The 16,174-nt window shown below is 72.7% G+C and carries 12 protein-coding genes; 8 read left to right on the top strand and 4 right to left on the bottom strand.

The features are described 5' to 3' along the window. Window positions 1–2 precede the first annotated feature (2 nt). Window positions 3–1,157 carry an MFS transporter gene (locus tag INN71_RS09220; RefSeq protein WP_277499444.1) on the top strand — a complete coding sequence of 385 codons (1,155 nt, stop codon included), beginning with the start codon at window positions 3–5 and terminating at the stop codon, window positions 1,155–1,157. A 6-nt stretch (window positions 1,158–1,163) separates the two neighbouring features. Here the strand turns inward: INN71_RS09220 and INN71_RS09215 are convergent, their stop codons facing one another. Next, window positions 1,164–2,510 (bottom strand): MFS transporter, encoded by a 1,347-nt coding sequence (locus INN71_RS09215; protein WP_277499443.1) that lies wholly within the window; start codon window positions 2,508–2,510, stop codon window positions 1,164–1,166. 67 nt (window positions 2,511–2,577) lie between these two features. Here INN71_RS09215 and INN71_RS09210 point away from each other — a divergent pair, with 67 nt between their 5' ends. Both INN71_RS09210 and INN71_RS09205 read left to right on the top strand, forming a co-directional pair. Then, on the top strand, window positions 2,578–3,900 hold the full coding sequence (locus INN71_RS09210; protein WP_277499442.1) for a glutaminase: 1,323 nt from the start codon (window positions 2,578–2,580) through the stop codon (window positions 3,898–3,900). 62 nt (window positions 3,901–3,962) lie between these two features. Continuing rightward, on the top strand, window positions 3,963–4,592 hold the full coding sequence (locus tag INN71_RS09205) for a hypothetical protein (protein ID WP_277499441.1): 630 nt from the start codon (window positions 3,963–3,965) through the stop codon (window positions 4,590–4,592). Between the two features lie 13 nt (window positions 4,593–4,605). On the opposite strand, the gene INN71_RS09200 is transcribed toward INN71_RS09205, so the two are convergent. After that, window positions 4,606–6,210, bottom strand: a complete 1,605-nt coding sequence (locus tag INN71_RS09200) for a PP2C family protein-serine/threonine phosphatase (RefSeq protein WP_277499440.1) — start codon at window positions 6,208–6,210, stop codon at window positions 4,606–4,608. A 61-nt stretch (window positions 6,211–6,271) separates the two neighbouring features. Between INN71_RS09200 and INN71_RS09195 the strand changes: the two genes are divergently transcribed. Continuing rightward, window positions 6,272–7,060 (top strand): alpha/beta fold hydrolase, encoded by a 789-nt coding sequence (locus tag INN71_RS09195; protein ID WP_301800122.1) that lies wholly within the window; start codon window positions 6,272–6,274, stop codon window positions 7,058–7,060. Between the two features lie 125 nt (window positions 7,061–7,185). On the opposite strand, the gene INN71_RS09190 is transcribed toward INN71_RS09195, so the two are convergent. Next, window positions 7,186–9,393: a hypothetical protein gene (locus INN71_RS09190; RefSeq protein WP_277500416.1), complete on the bottom strand. Its 2,208-nt coding sequence runs from the start codon at window positions 9,391–9,393 to the stop codon at window positions 7,186–7,188. A gap of 45 nt (window positions 9,394–9,438) precedes the next feature. Then, a complete protein-coding gene (locus tag INN71_RS09185; RefSeq protein WP_277500417.1) occupies window positions 9,439–9,777 on the bottom strand; it encodes a hypothetical protein in 339 nt (112 codons plus the stop codon). An 805-nt stretch (window positions 9,778–10,582) separates the two neighbouring features. On the opposite strand from INN71_RS09185, the gene INN71_RS09180 reads away from it, so the two are divergent. From INN71_RS09180 to qatD, 4 genes are read left to right on the top strand one after another with little or no spacing between them, the layout of a single operon-like run. Further along, window positions 10,583–12,451: a P-loop NTPase fold protein gene (locus INN71_RS09180; protein ID WP_277500418.1), complete on the top strand. Its 1,869-nt coding sequence runs from the start codon at window positions 10,583–10,585 to the stop codon at window positions 12,449–12,451. Beyond that, window positions 12,432–13,292, top strand: coding sequence for a Qat anti-phage system associated protein QatB (gene qatB, locus INN71_RS18115; protein WP_336621832.1), 861 nt, complete (start codon window positions 12,432–12,434; stop codon window positions 13,290–13,292). The genes INN71_RS09180 and qatB overlap by 20 nt, the downstream gene beginning before the upstream one ends. Beyond that, window positions 13,289–14,566, top strand: a complete 1,278-nt coding sequence (gene qatC, locus INN71_RS09170; protein ID WP_277500421.1) for a Qat anti-phage system QueC-like protein QatC — start codon at window positions 13,289–13,291, stop codon at window positions 14,564–14,566. Before qatB ends, qatC begins: the two co-directional genes overlap by 4 nt. Beyond that, on the top strand, window positions 14,563–15,357 hold the full coding sequence (gene qatD / locus INN71_RS09165) for a Qat anti-phage system TatD family nuclease QatD (RefSeq protein ID WP_277500422.1): 795 nt from the start codon (window positions 14,563–14,565) through the stop codon (window positions 15,355–15,357). Before qatC ends, qatD begins: the two co-directional genes overlap by 4 nt. Window positions 15,358–16,174 lie beyond the last annotated feature (817 nt).

Raw genomic sequence — 16,174 nt, 5'->3', positions numbered from 1 at the left:
GGATGCCGTCCGGGGCACGACTGGGCGCCCTGCTCGCCTCCTCCCTCGTGGTGCAGGCCGTGGTCTTCCTGGCCCGACCCGCGAGCACGTACGCCGCGATCGCCGTCGACGTGCCCGCTGCGGCGCTGGGGGCGATCGGGGCCGCGTTCGCGGTGGCGCCGCTGCTGCTCGCCGTACCTCTCGGGTCGGTGGCGGACCGGATCGGCGAGGGTGCGCTGCAGCTCGTCGGCGGCCTCGTGCTCGTCGGCGCCTGCCTCGTCCTGGTCCTGGCCCCGGCGGGGCCCGCGACGCTCGTCGGGGGCAACGCGCTGCTCGGCGCGGGCCAGCTCGCCTGCGTCATCGGTCAGCAGACCCACGTGGCCCACCAGTTCGAGGCGTCGCGGCTGGACGCGGCGTTCGGCTACTACACGTTCGCGGCGTCCCTCGGCCAGGCGCTCGGCCCGCTGCTCATCGCCGCGGTCGGCGGCACGGCCCTGGCGCCCGACACCGACCGCATCCTCGTGGTGGCGGCGCTGCTCGCCCTGCCGCTGGTGCTCCTCGCCCCGGTGCTCGGCCTGCGGCGCCGGCCGCGCCGCACGGACGGGGCCGACGGGGGCGGCGGCCTGCGGGGACTGCTGCGCCTGCCCGGGCTCACCCGCGCGCTGACCACGAGCGCCGTGGTGATCGCCGCGATCGACCTGACGCTCGTCTACCTCCCCGCGCTGGGCGCCGAGCGCGGCCTCGGCGCGGGCACGGTCGGCGCGATGCTCACCGTGCGGGCCGTCTTCTCGATGCTCTCGCGCGTCGGGCTGGGGCGGCTCACGGGGCGCTTCGGCCGCGGCCCCGTGCTGCTGACGAGCATCGTCGCCTCGGCGGGCGGCCTGGCCCTGCTCGCCGTACCCCTGCCGGTGCCGGTGATGTTCGTCGTGCTCGCGGTCGTCGGGCTCGGGCTCGGCGTCGGCCAGCCGCTGACGATGTCGTGGCTGACCCGGCGGGCGCCGGCAGAGCAGCGCGCCCAGGCCGTCACGCTGCGGCTGGCCGGCAACCGGGTCGGGCAGGTCGTCGTGCCGTCGGTGCTCGGCGCCGCCGCCGTGGGCGGCGCCTCCGTGGCCCTCCTGGCGGTGGCCCTGCTGCTCGCCGCGATGCTCCCGGTGCTGCGCGGGCAGGACCTGGACTAGCGCCGGTCAGTCCCGCAGCGGGTGCGCCACCTCGTCGGCGCGCATGCGGAACACGACCACGGCGGCGACCGCGAGCCCGACCGGCAGCAGGCCCGCCACGACGAAGACCGTCGTCAGGCCGACCAGCGTCGCGAGCGGGCCCGCCAGCGCCATCGAGACCGGCATGAGGGCGAGCGACACGAAGAAGTCGAGGCTCGAGACGCGGCCCAGCAGGTGGGGCGGCACCCGGCGCTGCAGGAGCGTGCCCCAGATGACCATCGGGGCGCCGAAGAGCGCGCCGAGCACGAAGCCGCAGACCACGAGCTGCCACACCGCGGTCGCCACGGCCATGCCGACGAACGGCACGCAGGCCACGCCCCACATCACGTTCATCGTCGTCAGGTAGCGCCGCGGCATCGGGAACGCCGCCATCGCCATCGACCCCAGCGCCCCGCCGATGCCGAACGCCGCCAGCACCGCCGCGTGGTCGCCCGCGTCGCCGCCCAGGCCGTCCTTCACCAGGAACGGCACCAGCACCTCGAGCGGGCCCATCACCAGCAGGGTCATCAGCGAGGCGAAGGCCAGCGTGCCGAGCAGCCACGGTGTGCGCACCATGTAGGCGAAGCCCTCGCGCACGTCGCCGAGCGCCTGGCCGAGCAGCCGCTCCTCGACGGGCTCCTCGACGGGCTCCTCGCATGGCCCGTCGGCCCCGGGGGTGACCAGGCGTCGTACCGCCGTGCGGGGCACGGTCAGCAGCACCAGGAGGCCCACGGCGACGCTCGCCGCGCCGACGCCGAACGCGGCGGACGGGGCGGCCGCGCCGATGACGAGGCCCGCGACGGCCGGCCCGCCGGCCTGCTGCACGAGCGGGCGCACGACGCCCTCGAAGCCGTTGACCGCCATGAGGTGCTGCTCGGGCACGAGCGCGGGCAGCCACGCCGAGTACGCCGGGTAGTAGAACGCCATGCCCGTCCCGGTCGCGAACGCGGCGACCGCGAGGTGCCACAGCGCGGCGACGTCGGTGGCGGCCAGCACCGCGACGACCCCGATGCCGACCAGCTCGACGAGGGCGACCACGACGAGCACGTCCTTCTGCGGCACCCGGTCGGCCACCACCCCGCCGAGCAGCGCGGGCAGCAGGATGCCGGCGGCCGAGGCGCCGCTGACCAGCGACAGCGCGCCCGGGCCGCCGCCGAGCCGGATGACCTCCCAGACCAGGGCCACCGCCCACGTGCCGCTCGCGAAGGTGGAGAAGACGAGGGCGAGGGCGAGGCGCCGGTACGCCGGGATCCCGAACGGCGCGAGGGCCCGGCCGAGCCCGGCGCGCGGCGGCGGGGCGGGGCTCTCGGTGACGGCGTCGCTCGCGGGGTCCACCCGCCCATCCTCGCCGCCGGGCACGGGACGGCGCACCCCGGTTTGCGGGCCGTGGTGAGGTGTCCCCGTGCGCACCCCCCTGCCGGACTACCTGACCGAGGTGCTCGACACCTGCGGCGACGACACCAGCGGTGAGCTCGCGTCGTACATCCCCGAGCTCGCCCAGGCGGACCCCGACCGGCTCGCCCTGTCGTTGTGCACCGTCGACGGCACCGGGTACGCCGTGGGCGACGCCGCCGAGGCCGCCTTCACCATCCAGTCGATCTCGAAGCCGTTCGCCTACGCCCTCGCGCTCGCCGACCACGGGCTGGAGGAGGTCTCGACGAAGGTCGGGGTCGAGCCCTCGGGCGAGGCGTTCAACGAGCTGTCGCTGGAGGAGGAGTCCGGCCGGCCCCTGAACCCGATGATCAACGCCGGCGCGATCACGGTGCACTCGATGCTCGAGGCCGAGCGGGTACGCCGGGGGTTCGCCGCCTTCGCGGGCCGCGAGCTCGAGGTCGACGAGGAGGTGCGCTCCTCCGAGCTCGAGACGGCGGACCGCAACCGGGCGATCGCCTACATGCTGCGCAACCACGGCATCGTCGAGACCGACCCCCAGGACGTCGTCGCCGGCTACACCGAGCAGTGCTCGCTGCTCGTCACCGTCTCCGACCTCGCCACGATGGCGGCGACGCTGGCCAACGGCGGCGTGCAGCCGGTCACCGGCGAGCAGGTCGTGCCGCGGTGGGTGGCCCGACAGGTGCTGAGCGTGATGGCGACGTGCGGCATGTACGACGCCGCCGGCGACTGGTTCACCACCGTCGGCATCCCCGCCAAGTCCGGCGTCTCCGGAGGCCTCATCGGCGCCCTGCCCGGCCGCGCCGGGTTCGCCGTGTTCTCGCCGCGGCTCGACAAGCACGGCAACTCGGTGCGCGGCGTGCAGGTCTTCGAGCGCCTGTCGGCCGACATGGGCATGCACCTGATGGAGGTGCCGCCGCCCGCGCGCTCGCTGGTGCGCGAGCGCTCCCCGCTGCCCGGCGGCGAGGAGGAGGGCGAGGTCTTCGAGCTGCAGGGCTCGGTCGACTTCGTCGGCATGGAGCGGCTCCTGCGCGACCTCGCCGACGAGGCGCCCCGCACCTCCGCCGTCGTGCTCGACCTGACCCGCGTGCACGAGGTGCGCGAGGTGGGCCGGCGCATGCTGCTCGAGGGCGCGCGACGCCTGCACCTCGACGGCCACACGGTCAGCTTCGTCGACCCCGACGGGCTGCTCGCCGCGCTGCCGGAGGGCGCGGGCGACCACGCCGGCGACGAGGACGCGCACGGCGGGGCCGACGGGCGGGAGTCGGTCGACGACGACCCGTTGATCGACGTCGGTGGCGGCGTCGACGCGCAGGTGCACCGGCGGCGCTAGCCGCGCCGCGGGCCCCGGGGCGCCGGGGGCGCTGTCGGCGCGGGGCCTGCGAGGATGCCGGGGTGAGCGGATACAGCCTCAGCCTGTCCGGCGCCGTCGAGCTGACGCGCACCGGTGACCTCTGGCTCTTCCGGGGGTCCTCCGGCGCCGACCGCGCCATCCGGGCCGTCACCAACGCCCCCGTCAACCACGTCGGCATGGCGGTGGTGCTCGACGACATGCCGCCGCTGATGTGGCACGCCGAGCTGGGCAAGGGCCTGCTCGACGTGTGGACCGGCTCGCACCACCGCGGCGTGCAGCTGCACGACCTGCACGACGCCGTCGTGCAGTGGTGCGACCGTTACTCCCAGCACGCGTGGCTGCGCCAGCTCGACGTGCCCGGCGCCGGGCCGAGCGGGGTGACGGCCGAGCAGGAGGCCGCCGTGCTCCGCACGATCGCGCGCCTCGACGGCACCCCGTTCCCCGCGACCGCGCGGCTGGCGGGGCGCTGGGCCCGCGGCCGGGTACGGCGCACCGCACCCGTCGAGGAGACCTACTGCGCCGAGGTGGTCGCCGCGACGTACCAGGCCATGGGCCTGCTCGACGGCCAGCGACCGACGAACTACTACGACCCCGGCAAGTTCTGGTCGGGCGACCACCTCGAGCTGCGCCAGGGCGCGCGGCTCGGGGAGGAGATCGCCGTCCGCGTGTGAGCGCGGGCCCCGCTCAGACCCGCAGCACGAGCACGGCCACGTCGTCCTCGCGCACGTCGAGGCCGTCGACGAGCAGGTCGCACAGCGCGTCGGCGTCGAGGTCCTGCCGGCCGGTGAGCGTGGCCCGGAGCCGGTCGGTGCCGACGTCGAGGGTCTCGCCGCGGCGCTCGACGAGGCCGTCGGTGTAGAGCACGAGCGCCGAGCCCGGCTCCAGCAGCAGCACGTGGTCGGCGCGCGGCACCGAGGCGTCCACCCCGAGCAGCAGCTCGCCGCCCGTGTCGAGCAGCGACGTGGAGCCGTCGGGATGCAGCACCACCGGCGGCGGGTGGCCGGCGCGCGACCACCGGACGGTCCACCGCCCGGTGCCCACCTGCGACGGCGCCTGGTCGACGTGCGCCACGACCGCCGTCGCGACGGTGGCGACGTCGAGGCGCTCGAGGGCGCGGTCGAGCACCTCGAGCACGCGACCCGGGCTGTCCTCCACCGCGAACGCGACGCCCCGCACGATGTTGCGCGCCTGCGCCATCGTCACGGCCGCCTCGCTGTCGTGGCCGGCGATGTCGCCGACGGTCAGCACGAGCGCGTGGGCGTCGCGGGGGAAGGCGTCGAACCAGTCGCCGCCGATCTGCGCCGTCTCGGTGGCGGGGACGTAGCGGGCCGCGACCTCCGTGCCGGGTACGGCGGCGGGCGGCGTCAGCAGGCTGCGCTGCAGGGCCAGCGACAGGTGGCGCTCCTGCTCGTGCCGCGCGCGCTCGCTCGCGAGGAGCTCGATGCGGGTCAGGCCCTCGGTGACCACCGTGGCCAGCAGCTGGAGGTAGTCGCGGTAGTCCGCGTCGTACGGCAGCCGCGGGGAGAGCCGGCACACGAGCTGGGCGTCGTCACCGTCGGTGCCGAGCGGCAGCCAGGCCGTCCGCCCGCCGTCGACCTCTGCGACCACGACCCCGGCCTCGTCGGGCCGCGCCCCCGCGGGGGGCGCGGCGGGGAGGTCCGTGCCGGCCGGTTCCGCCTCGGGGTCGCCACCCGGGAGCCGCACCTCGGCGGCCGGCAGGTCGGGGGTGTCCGCGAGCAGCTTCCGGGCCACCCGCCGCAGCTCGTCGCGCGACTCCACCCCCACGAGCGCCGTCGTCAGCCGCGTCAGGGCGCTGAGCCGCCGCTCGGTCAGCACGTGCGGGGTGATCTCGACGACGATGTCGAGCACGCCCTCGACGCCGTCGGGTCCCGCCACCGGTGAGTAGGAGTAGACGAACCAGCAGTCCTCGAGGAACCCCCGGCGGTGGAGCGGAACGTGTGCCTCGTCGATGCGGAACGACGGCCCGCCGCCGAGCACCCCCTCCATGAGGGGCCCGATGTCGTGCCACGCCTCGGGGAAGACGTCGACGGCCCGTTCGCCGAGGGCCGCCGGGTGCTTGTCGCCGATGACGTCGATGTAGGCGTCGTTGTAGAGGCACGCGAACTCGTCGCCCCACAGGAGGATGCAGGCGAACTGGGTCGACAGCACCATCTCGAGGGCGGTGCGCAACGCCGGGGACCACCCCGCGGGGTCGCCGAGCGGGGTGGCCGCCCAGTCGCGCTCCGCGTAGAGCGCACGGAGGCCCGCGCTCGGGATCTCGGTGGTCACTGGTGCAATCTAGGCGCAGGCGCCACGCGGCGTCCTGACGACCACCAACTCGGAGGCCCCCGTGACGGCTCGCTCGCCCCTCGTCTTGCTCCACGGCGTCACCATGAGCGGCCTGGCCTGGCGGGAGGTGGTGCCGCTGCTGGCCGAGCACCACGACGTCCGCACCCCCACGACGATGGGTCACCGCGGCGGCCGGGTGCCGAGCCGGGTCCCCGTCACCATCACCGACCTGGTGGACGACTGCGAGCGCTGGCTCGACCAGGAGGGCCTCGACGCCCCGCACCTCGCCGGCAACTCGCTGGGCGGCTGGATGGCCCTCGAGCTCGCGCGCCGGGGCCGGGCCGCGTCGGTCTGCGCGATCTCGCCGGGCGGGTTCTGGCCGCCGGCCACCGCCGACGGCGGCGGGCGGCCGCCGAGCGCGGCGCGGGTGCTGCGGCGGGCGGCCGAGCTGGCCCGCCGTACCCGCCACGTCTCGCCGTTGGCGCTGCAGCTGCCCGTGGTGCGCCAGCGCGCGCTCGCCGGGGTCGCCACCCGCGGCTCCCGGGTGCCCGCCGACCTCGCCGTCGAGATCACGCGCGACCTCGTCGCCTGCACCGTGCTCGAGGACGCCCTCGCGACGACCGAGCACGTGGCGGCGATGGACCCGCTCCCCTGCCCCGTCCGCCTCGTCTGGGCGGGCGAGGACCGCCTCTTCCCGCCGCACCGCAACGGCCGCCGCGCCCAGGAGCTGCTGCCCGCGGCCGCGTACGTCGAGCTGCCCGGCCTCGGCCACGTCCCCATGCTCGACGACCCCGCCGCCGTCGCCGAGCAGGTGCTGGTGTCGACGGGGGCGCTGGCGACCGACGCCTGAGCGGCGGCCGGTGGTCGAGGTGGCCGCCCCAGCGGCCCGGTCCCGGTGGTCGAGGTGGCCGCCCCAGCGGCCCGGTCCCGGTGGTTGAGGTGGCCGCCCCAGCGGCCCTCGAAACCACCCGCGGGCTACGGCACTGGCGGCAGCGCAGGCGGCGGCAGCGGCACGCGCACGAACCGGGGGCGGTAGAGCAGCGGGTCCGCCAGCACCTCGCCGACGTCGGTGCTGTTGCGGCTGTAGGACACGACGACGGTGCCCGGCTGCGGGAAGAGGTCGGGGTGGGCGAGCGGCATGTACCGCAGCCGCCCGTCGGCGACGTCGGACGGCAGCTGGGCGACCGGGGCCGTGGCGGTGAACGGGCCCTGCGGCGTCGGCGCCGTCCAGAACACGAGGTCCTGGCCGAGCACCTCGTCGCGCTTGGAGAACGCGTACCAGACCCCGTCGCGCTGGAAGACGCTCAGCGTCTGCGACACCCCGCCGACGGAGCCGATGAGCTCGGCGGCGCCGGACGGGCTCGCGTCCCACGCCAGCCCGTTCCAGTAGGTCCACCGCGAGGGGTCGCTGACCGCGTCGGCGCGCACCCGGGCGACGCGCAGCGCGAACCCGGTGCCGGGCGGCGGGTCGGCGGGTCGCGACGTACCCCAGAGGTAGAGCCACCCGTCGGCCGACAGCGCGGTGGCCGCACCCCACATCGGGCTGGTGGTGTCGGCGTCGTCGGCCCCGACGTCGGTGCGCGAGACGAGCTGGGGCGTGCCCCCGACGGGTACGACGAACACCGCCACCGCGGGGCCGAGCGCCTCGAACCCGAAGGGGTCGTCGGCGTCCACGGTGTGCACGCGCTGCGCCGTGACGCTCACGAGGTCGTAGCCGGGCTCGGACACGGTGACGACGGACATCGGCCAGTAGCCGACGCCGTCGCTGCGGTCCGGGATGATCGCGCCGTCACCGCGCGGCAGCACGACGCGCAGGCAGCCGGGCTCGACGAGCAGCATCGAGTTGCGCACGAAGCGCCCGCCGTCGGCCCCTTCGCCGCGCAGGGTGTCGCCGAACATCCACACGGTGCGCCCGTCCTGCAGCGTGGCGCTCGCGCCCACATCGCCGCCCTGGAACGCCGAGGTGCCGCGCAGCTCGGCGATGCGGTTGAGGCCGTCGACGTCCTGCACCTCTCCGGAGGCGACGCACTCGGTCGTCGCCGCCAGGCTGGGCAGCGGCGTGGCGAGTGCCGCCTCGTCGGCACGCGACCAGACGGTCAGCACCGACGTCGTCGCGGCCACCAGCACCAGGGCGAGCGCGGCGAGCTGCGCCCGCCACGCCCGCGGGACGGGTACGGCGCGGGGGGACGTCGGCGCATCCCCGCCCGCCGGCACCCCGACGGAGTGGGCGCCCGAGCCGGGTCGCCCGACGGCAAAGCGCGCCGCCAGCAGCAGCACCCACGCGAGGAGGACCGTGCCGCCCAGCACCACGACGGGCCGCACGACGACGGCCCCGTCGAGGCCGGTCGCCCCCGCGGCGTCCGCCCCGGCGCCGACCAGCGTCCACCGGCTCACGGCCGCCCACGGCTCGGCCAGCAGCAGCGGGTCGCCGAGCAGCGCGAGCGGCAGGGGCAGCACGAGCACCAGCAGGGCCGCGACCACCAGCCCCCGCAGCCCCGCGAGCGCCTCGCACAGCAGGGTGACGCCGCCGGCGGCGACGACGACGGCCGCGGTGACGAGCGCGAGCGTCCCGCCCCGCGCGTCGGCGACCACGGCGACGACGGCCGCGGCGGCGAGGGCCGCCGTACCGATCCCGGCCTGGCGGGCCAGGCCGCGCCGCAACGTGCGGGCGAACGGGCCCCACACCAGCGAGACGACGAGCACGAGCAGGAAGCCGAGGAGCGCCGCCAGGAGCGCGAGGTCGGCGTGGGCGAGGCCGGCCACGTGGGGTCCGCCGCCGGGCACGACGTCGACCGTGCGGCCGCGCTGCTCCTCCACGGAGCGCACCAGGGCCACGAGGGCGTCGTCGCGGTCGGGCGAGTGGTCGGGGGCGAGCAGCAGGGTGTCGCGGGTGCCGGCGAGGTCGACCTCGAGCGCGGCCACGGCGCGTCCGGCGTCGAGCGCAGCCCGGGCGGCCTCGGGGTTCTCGGTCGCGCCCGCGCGCACGGGGTGCCCGTCGAGCGCCTCGACCTCGGCGACGAGCTGGGCCGTCACCACGTCGGGCCCGACGAGCAGCACGGGCGCGTCGTGCAGGGCGTCGTGGGAGGCGACCACCGCCCCGACCACCCAGGCGACGGCGACGAGCAGCAGGCCGACGACCAGCACCGCGGTGCTGCCCCGTCGCTCCTGCTGACCTCCGCTCACCGGGTCATGGTGACGTACGGCGCCACGCGCCGCCGCAGCGCCGGATCAGCGCCCCGGCGGGTTCCACGGCGGGCCGCCCGGCCCGGGCACCGACGCGTACGGGCGGCGCTCGTCGCGGTGACGCACGTTCACCGACGCGAGCAGCAGCGCCGAGCCGACCACGGCCAGCGACCCGCCGAGGATGGCGAGGGGGATCAGGCCACCGGCCTCCTCGGTCCCGTCGCAGCGCTGCGTGGTGGCACCCCCGGGCGGCGGCACGAGCGTGACGCACTCGGACTCGGTCTCCGCGTCGAGGTCGGAGTTCAGCTGCTCGAAGGTGAGGGCGAAGACGAACGCGGCGGCGAGGAACGTCAGGCCGCTGAGGATGGCGAGGGTGATCTTCACGCCCCGCATGATGGGCGCGCCGGGCGGCGGCGAAACCCCGGGGAACGCGAAGACCCCCGGTCGGATCCGACCGGGGGTCTTGCCACACGTGCGCGAGGGGGGAGTTGAACCGTAAGACCAACACGCTCGATCACGCGTGAACGACCGTTCTGAGCGTGAAACCGGCGTCCGTTGCCTCCAGTTGCCTCCCGTTTCCTCGGGTCCGTGCACCCCCGGGGTGCACCAGCCAGTGTTCAGTTGAGCGAGCTCCAGTTGCTCGCCTCACCCTACGTGTCATGGCGCGGAGTTGAGGCGCGGAGTTGAGGCGCGGCCGCCGGAATCCCTGAGGTTGCGAGCATCGACCTAACGCGAGCTGACCAGTGCGGCACCAGGTTCGTCCGGGTCGCGCAGGCGCCTCGGCGAGCGTGACCGCGGAGAGCCACCACTGTGCTTCTGAGGCCGCGATGGCGTAGGGGTGGTCGCCCGGCGACCAGTGACCAGGGGACGCGTCGTTCATCAGCCGTTCTACACCGCCGCGGCATCTAGATCTCCGCGCATCAAAGTCCATCCAGATTCCCAGATTCAAGGCCGACGGCACTGGCCCTGCCGACGGACGACACGCCAGGCGGACCTTCGATCCGACCCGAAAACGCCTTCCGACCATCGGTGCGGGATCTCCGCAGTCCCGAGTTGCATGCATGGTGAAACAGGGCGGTCGGGCGACGAAAGTGCGGTCCATGGCCTTGGGTCTTCGTAGAGTGGTGACTCGGGTGTCAGAGCTCGGTTGTCCAAGGTGTAGCCGTCGCGGGGAGGGAGCCGGATCTCGATGTGGCCGGACAATGAGACGGACCGCGATCTGCTGAACTTCGATGGCGTCGCGGCCACCGTCGCCGAGCTCGTCGCGCAGGCGAGCGGTCGACCAGTCTCGATCGGCATCTCCGGTGCCTGGGGCGTCGGCAAGTCATCGATGATCAAGCTGACCAAGGTCGCCTTCGATCGGCACCAGCCGAAGGAGGGGCCTAGCAGGTACGTCTTCGTTGAGTTCAACGCGTGGCTCTACCAGGGCTACGACGACGCTCGGGCCGCGCTGCTGGAGGTGATCGCGGCCAAGCTTGCCGAAGAGGCGCAGGCGCGCAAGACCGGCCTGGACAAGGTCAACGACTTCCTCAAGCGGGTCCGCTGGCTGCGACTGATCAAGCTGGTGGCCGCTCCGGCTGCCTCGCTGGCGCTGGGCCTCCCACCCGTGGGGCTTGCCGGGCCGGTCGCTGGCCTGGTGAAGGAAACCCTTAGCGGAGACCTCGACGCCACGGAGCTCGCCGCCGGCGATCAGGCAGCCGGGGAGCTGGCCGCCGCCGCATCCGGGCTGCTCGACCCCAAGCAGAGCTCCACGCCGCCCAAGGAGATCCAGGCTCTGCGCGACGACTTCGAGGCCGCGCTGGAGGCACTTGGGATCACCCTGGTGGTCCTGATCGACGACCTCGACCGCTGCCTACCGTCGACCACGATCTCGACGCTGGAGGCCATCCGGCTCTTCCTGTTCCTGCAGAACACCGCGTTCGTGATCGCGGCGGACGACGACATGATCAGGTACGCGGTGCGTCAGCACTTCCACGGCCTGCCGGACGACTCGTTGGTCACCAACTACTTCGACAAGCTCATCCAGATTCCGATCAAGGTTCCAGGGCTCGGCACCCAGGAAGTCCGCGCGTACCTGATGATGCTGTTCGTCGAGAACAGCACGCTGAGCCTGCCGGACAAGAACAAGATCCGGGACGCGGTCGCCCAGCAACTGAAGCGGGCGTGGCAGGGCAAGCGGGTCGATCGAGGGTTTGTCCAGGGCCTGGGGGTGACCCTTCCGGCGGACCTGGTGGCCCGCCTCGACACCGCCGACCGGCTGGCACCGCTGATGGCGACGGCCACCGGGATCGCCGGGAATCCGCGACTCATCAAGAGGTTCCTCAACGCCCTGTCCATCAGGATGGCCATCTCCGCGGCCCAGGGCGTGGGCGTGAATGAAGCGGTGCTCACCAAGTTGCTGCTCTTCGAGCGGCTCGCACCGGCCGGGGTCTACTCAGAGCTGGTGGCCGCGGTGAGCAGCAGCGACCGAGGCACACCGAACTTCCTGGAGCCCTGGGAGACCGCTGCAGTCGCTGGGGAGGAGCTCAACCTTGAGGGCGGCTGGAGCGACCCACCGCTCATCGAGTGGCTCGCGCTCCCGCCGGCGCTGGCCAACGAGGACCTGCGTGGCGCGCTCTACGTCAGCCGGGAGCATGCGCCCCTGGTGTTCCCCGAGGACCGCCTCTCCTCGGAGGCAGCCGAACTCCTGTCGGCCTTGCTCGAGCACCCGGACATGGCCCATTCGCTCGGTGACCGGCTCGCCCCGCTGGCGCCGGCGGACACCTCGGTCATGATGCGCCGGTTGCTCGATCGCGCCGGCCAGGAACAGGAGTGGGGTGCACCACCGATCCTCGATGCCTGCCTGGCCCTCGCCCACAGCGAACCCATGCACGCCGACAGCCTGGCCGGCTTCCTCATCGAGCGACCACCCAACCAGATCCAGGCCAGCATCGTGCCCAAGATCGGCGACCAGCCTTGGGCAGGCCAAGTCTTCACCGCCTGGCGATCCAAGGGCGTGAGCGGGCCCGTCAAGGCGGCCATCACTCGTCAGGAGACCCGTGGGAACCTCGCAAAGTAGCTCTGGGCCGGGTGCAGGTGTTGCCCTTGTTCCGCCATGGGCCGCCGACCTGCCACCCGAACCCGAGCCCGAGCCGGACTCGCCGTCCCCGGATCCCAGCGACACCGAGCCCGGTGATGCGGAGCCCAGCGACACCGACGATTCACCACCGGGACCCGCCACCTCTCCCGTGGCTGTTCCTGGCAGGTTCCGCGACGCCCGACGCTCACTAGGCAGCTTCGCCCGCCGCGGCGACACCGTCGACCTACGGCGAGCGGTCGGCCACTACGTCAGCAGTGGGTACGGCGGAGCCAGCACCATGGGCCGCCGCCTCGCAGCCACCTCCGCGACGGCGAGCCGACTCGGCGGCGTCGTCACGTCCGGGCAGAGCCCCGACGGCACCGACCTGCGCGACCAGGTCCTTGCCTCCGGCGCTGACGCCAACCAGATCGTGGACGCGATCGTCGAAGCCGTGCGTCCCGTCGACGGCACCCAGGACGCCGAGGCGTCACGCCGCGCCGTGCGCGATGCACTCTCCGACCTCCTCGAGCAGTTCCCAGACGCTGACCCCCTCGCCTTGGACGCAGCCCAGCGAGACTTCGTCATCGAGCGCTACACCGCTCTCGACGTCTACAACCGGTTCGCCCTCGACATGCAGCGCACCGTCATCGAGAAGGCACCCGACGCCACCACCGCCCTGTCGCGGATGAAGCAGATCCAGGCCTACATCAGGGAGCAGGTCGCGGCCGGCTTCCGACGAGTCCGCGATCGGGGAGCGACCCCAACCTCGCGGGGCGTAGCCGCGATGGTGCGATCGGCGCTCGCCGAGACGTTGTTGATTTTCGAGGAGTACCTGGGATGAGGTTCGAATGCGGTCCCCGCGCGGTCGCCGAGAGCGCTGCCGATGGAGCAGTGGGCATCTGCCTCTTCGACGGCGCTCCGGGTGCTGGCCTGGCCGGGGCCGGCGGTGCCGCGAGCGCGCGCATCCGGAGTCGCAAGCTCGCCCCCGCAACGTTGGCCTGGGACTTCGCCTCGCTCGCTCTCGCCGCCGTCGTGGCCGACACCACCGCCTACCGCTCCAGCAGCCCCGACGGATGGACCCGCGAACTGGAGTTGAACGTAGCGGTCTCGGATCCTGAACTGTGGAACAGCGTGACCCAGCCCCTCACCGGGGCGCTGAACTTCCTCACCACCGACCGGTGGAGCCTGCACTTCACCGGCGGTGCACAACATCCCTCGACGCCGGCGAAGGTGCATCGCCCCGACGCAGACGCGGTCACCTTGCTCTCGGGAGGCCTCGACAGCCTGATCGGGGCCATCGACCTCACCGCGGGAGGTCAGTCGCTATTGGCGGTCAGCCAGACGGTCCGCGGCGATCGCAGCACCCAATCGAAGTTCGCCGCCAGCATCGGCGGCGGCGTCGAGCACCTCGCGCTGAACCACAACGCCACCCCGCATCGGCCCGGGAAGGAGACCTCTCAGCGAGCACGATCACTGGCGTTCATCGCGTTCGGCATCCTCGCGGCCTCCTCCACCGCACGGTATTACGCAGGCAAGGACGTCACGCTGTACCTGTGCGAGAACGGCTTCATCGCGATCAACCCGCCCCTCACACCGGCACGGCTGGGCAGTCTCAGCACGCGCACCGCCCACCCGCAGTTCCTGGGCGCCATCCAAGAAGTCCTCCAAGCCGTCGGTCTCGAGGTCGTGATCGAGAACCCCTTCCGCGAGCACACCAAGGGAGAGATGCTGCGCGACTGTTCCGACCAGCCACTGCTGTCCTCGCTCGCTGGCGAGTCGACCAGCTGCGGGCGATTTCAGCGCTTCGGGTACCGACACTGCGGCCGCTGCGTGCCCTGTCAGGTCAGGCGCGCAGCCTTCCTCAAGTGGGGCACCCCCGACTCCACCGATTACGTCTACAGCGACCTGGGGCGCCGCGACGAGGACCACGCTGCCTTCGACGACGTGCGGTCAGTCGCGATGGCAAGAGCATCAGTAGACGCCGATGGCATCGACCGTTGGATCGGCCCGTCGCTGAGTAGCCCCTACATCGAGGACCGCGAGGCCATCCGGGCGATGCTCGGCCGCGGAGTCGACGAACTCGCTGCACTCCATCGACACCTCGGAGTCTCGTGATCGACTTCCACTGCCACCTCGACCTCTACCCCGACCCGCACAAGGTCGCAGACCGAGTCCAACACGAGGGCATCGGGATCGTCTCGGTGACCACGACTCCGTCCGCATGGCCAGGAACCAAGGCACTCGAGAACGGCAGGCCATGCGTCCGGACAGCGCTAGGGCTTCACCCAGAGTTGGCAACGGCGCGGCGTGCCGAGCTCGACCTGTTCGAGACCTACCTCGCCGACACTGCATTCGTCGGCGAGGTGGGCCTCGACGGAGCAGCAGCCCAGAGCACACGGCACGATCAGCTCGATGTGCTCGAACACGTTCTCACCACCTGCTCGCAAGCCGGAGGAAAGATACTTTCGATCCACAGCCGGCGAGCCGCCAGCCCCGTCCTAGAAGCACTTCAGCGACACCCAGACTCCGGCGTGCCAATTCTGCACTGGTTCTCCGGCTCCATGTCGGACCTCGACCAGGCGATAGACCTGGGCTGCTGGTTCAGCGTTGGACCAGCAATGCTTGCCGGCGCGAAGGGACGCGCGCTCGTCAGCAAGATGCCGCGGGCACGCATGGTCCTGGAGAGCGATGCGCCTTTCGCGCGTGTGAAGACCGATCCCATCCACCCGTGGGACCTCGAGTCCGCAGCCGTCACGCTTGCCGGAATCTGGGACATCCCCGCCCAGGCCGCGCGAACCCAGCTGGAGCAGAACGAACGCGAACTCAGCTCGAGCGTGGCCGATGTAGGGAGCACGGACCGCCGTGATTTGGGCGCGCACCCACCCAGTTGCACTGATAGCTCCTGACAACGTCTGACGTGAGGACCGAGCCTGGTCCTGCCGCGGTCCTGACCGCCTCCCTCTCTAGGTTGCATGCTGCCTGCTCCGGAGAACCCCGAGAAGGAACCTAGACACGTCTACGGCTGCCACGAACGCGAACTTGAGGGTGTTCCAAGCGAAGAGCAGCAAGAGGACGTTGAGGTCCCCGGGTCCTCCACGCTGAAGGACCGTGGCACAGATGCTCATGGCGAGCGGAGCCTTGACGGCCGGGCGTCAAATGCTAGTCGTACTGGCCGGGGACCAGCGCTGGGCCTCACACCTAGCCCGCAGTACGCGGACCTGGCCGGTGCTTCCGGAACAGTAGGACGTCGCCCTCAACCTCGACATCACCCAGTGGTGCCTCCCGAACCAACGCCGTTCGATACCTCTGTAGAAGGTCCCTTAACTCGTCACCCGAAGGATCAGCGCCGAGGAGGAGCGCCGCTAGCAGCTCACGCCGGCTGGTGTTCTCGCCAACCGAATCAGCACGGCCGAGCAGGTCATCGAGACGTTGATCTAGCGCGATCGGCCACCGAATCGAGACCTGCTTGTCGGCAGAGTCACGCAAGCGCTCATCTGGGTTCACTGAGTGTCGCTCGCGGGTCACGCCGGTGCCATCTCGTAGAATCGAAATATGTCTTTCAGAGGTCTGTCTGACCTCATCGTCACCATGATGGCGGCCGGTGGAGTCCGTGCGCTACTCGCTCACGACCAGCAGCTGCTGCACCGTGAGCTCGCGGCTCTCGCCGGCGACGACACCCCCGCGGCAGAGCGACTCTGGACCCGAGTCGGCGGACGCCCCAAG

This window comes from Nocardioides sp. ChNu-153, assembly GCF_030466625.1.
In the GTDB taxonomy this organism is placed as follows: domain Bacteria; phylum Actinomycetota; class Actinomycetes; order Propionibacteriales; family Nocardioidaceae; genus Nocardioides.
This window is presented reverse-complemented; position numbering and strand designations above follow the sequence as displayed.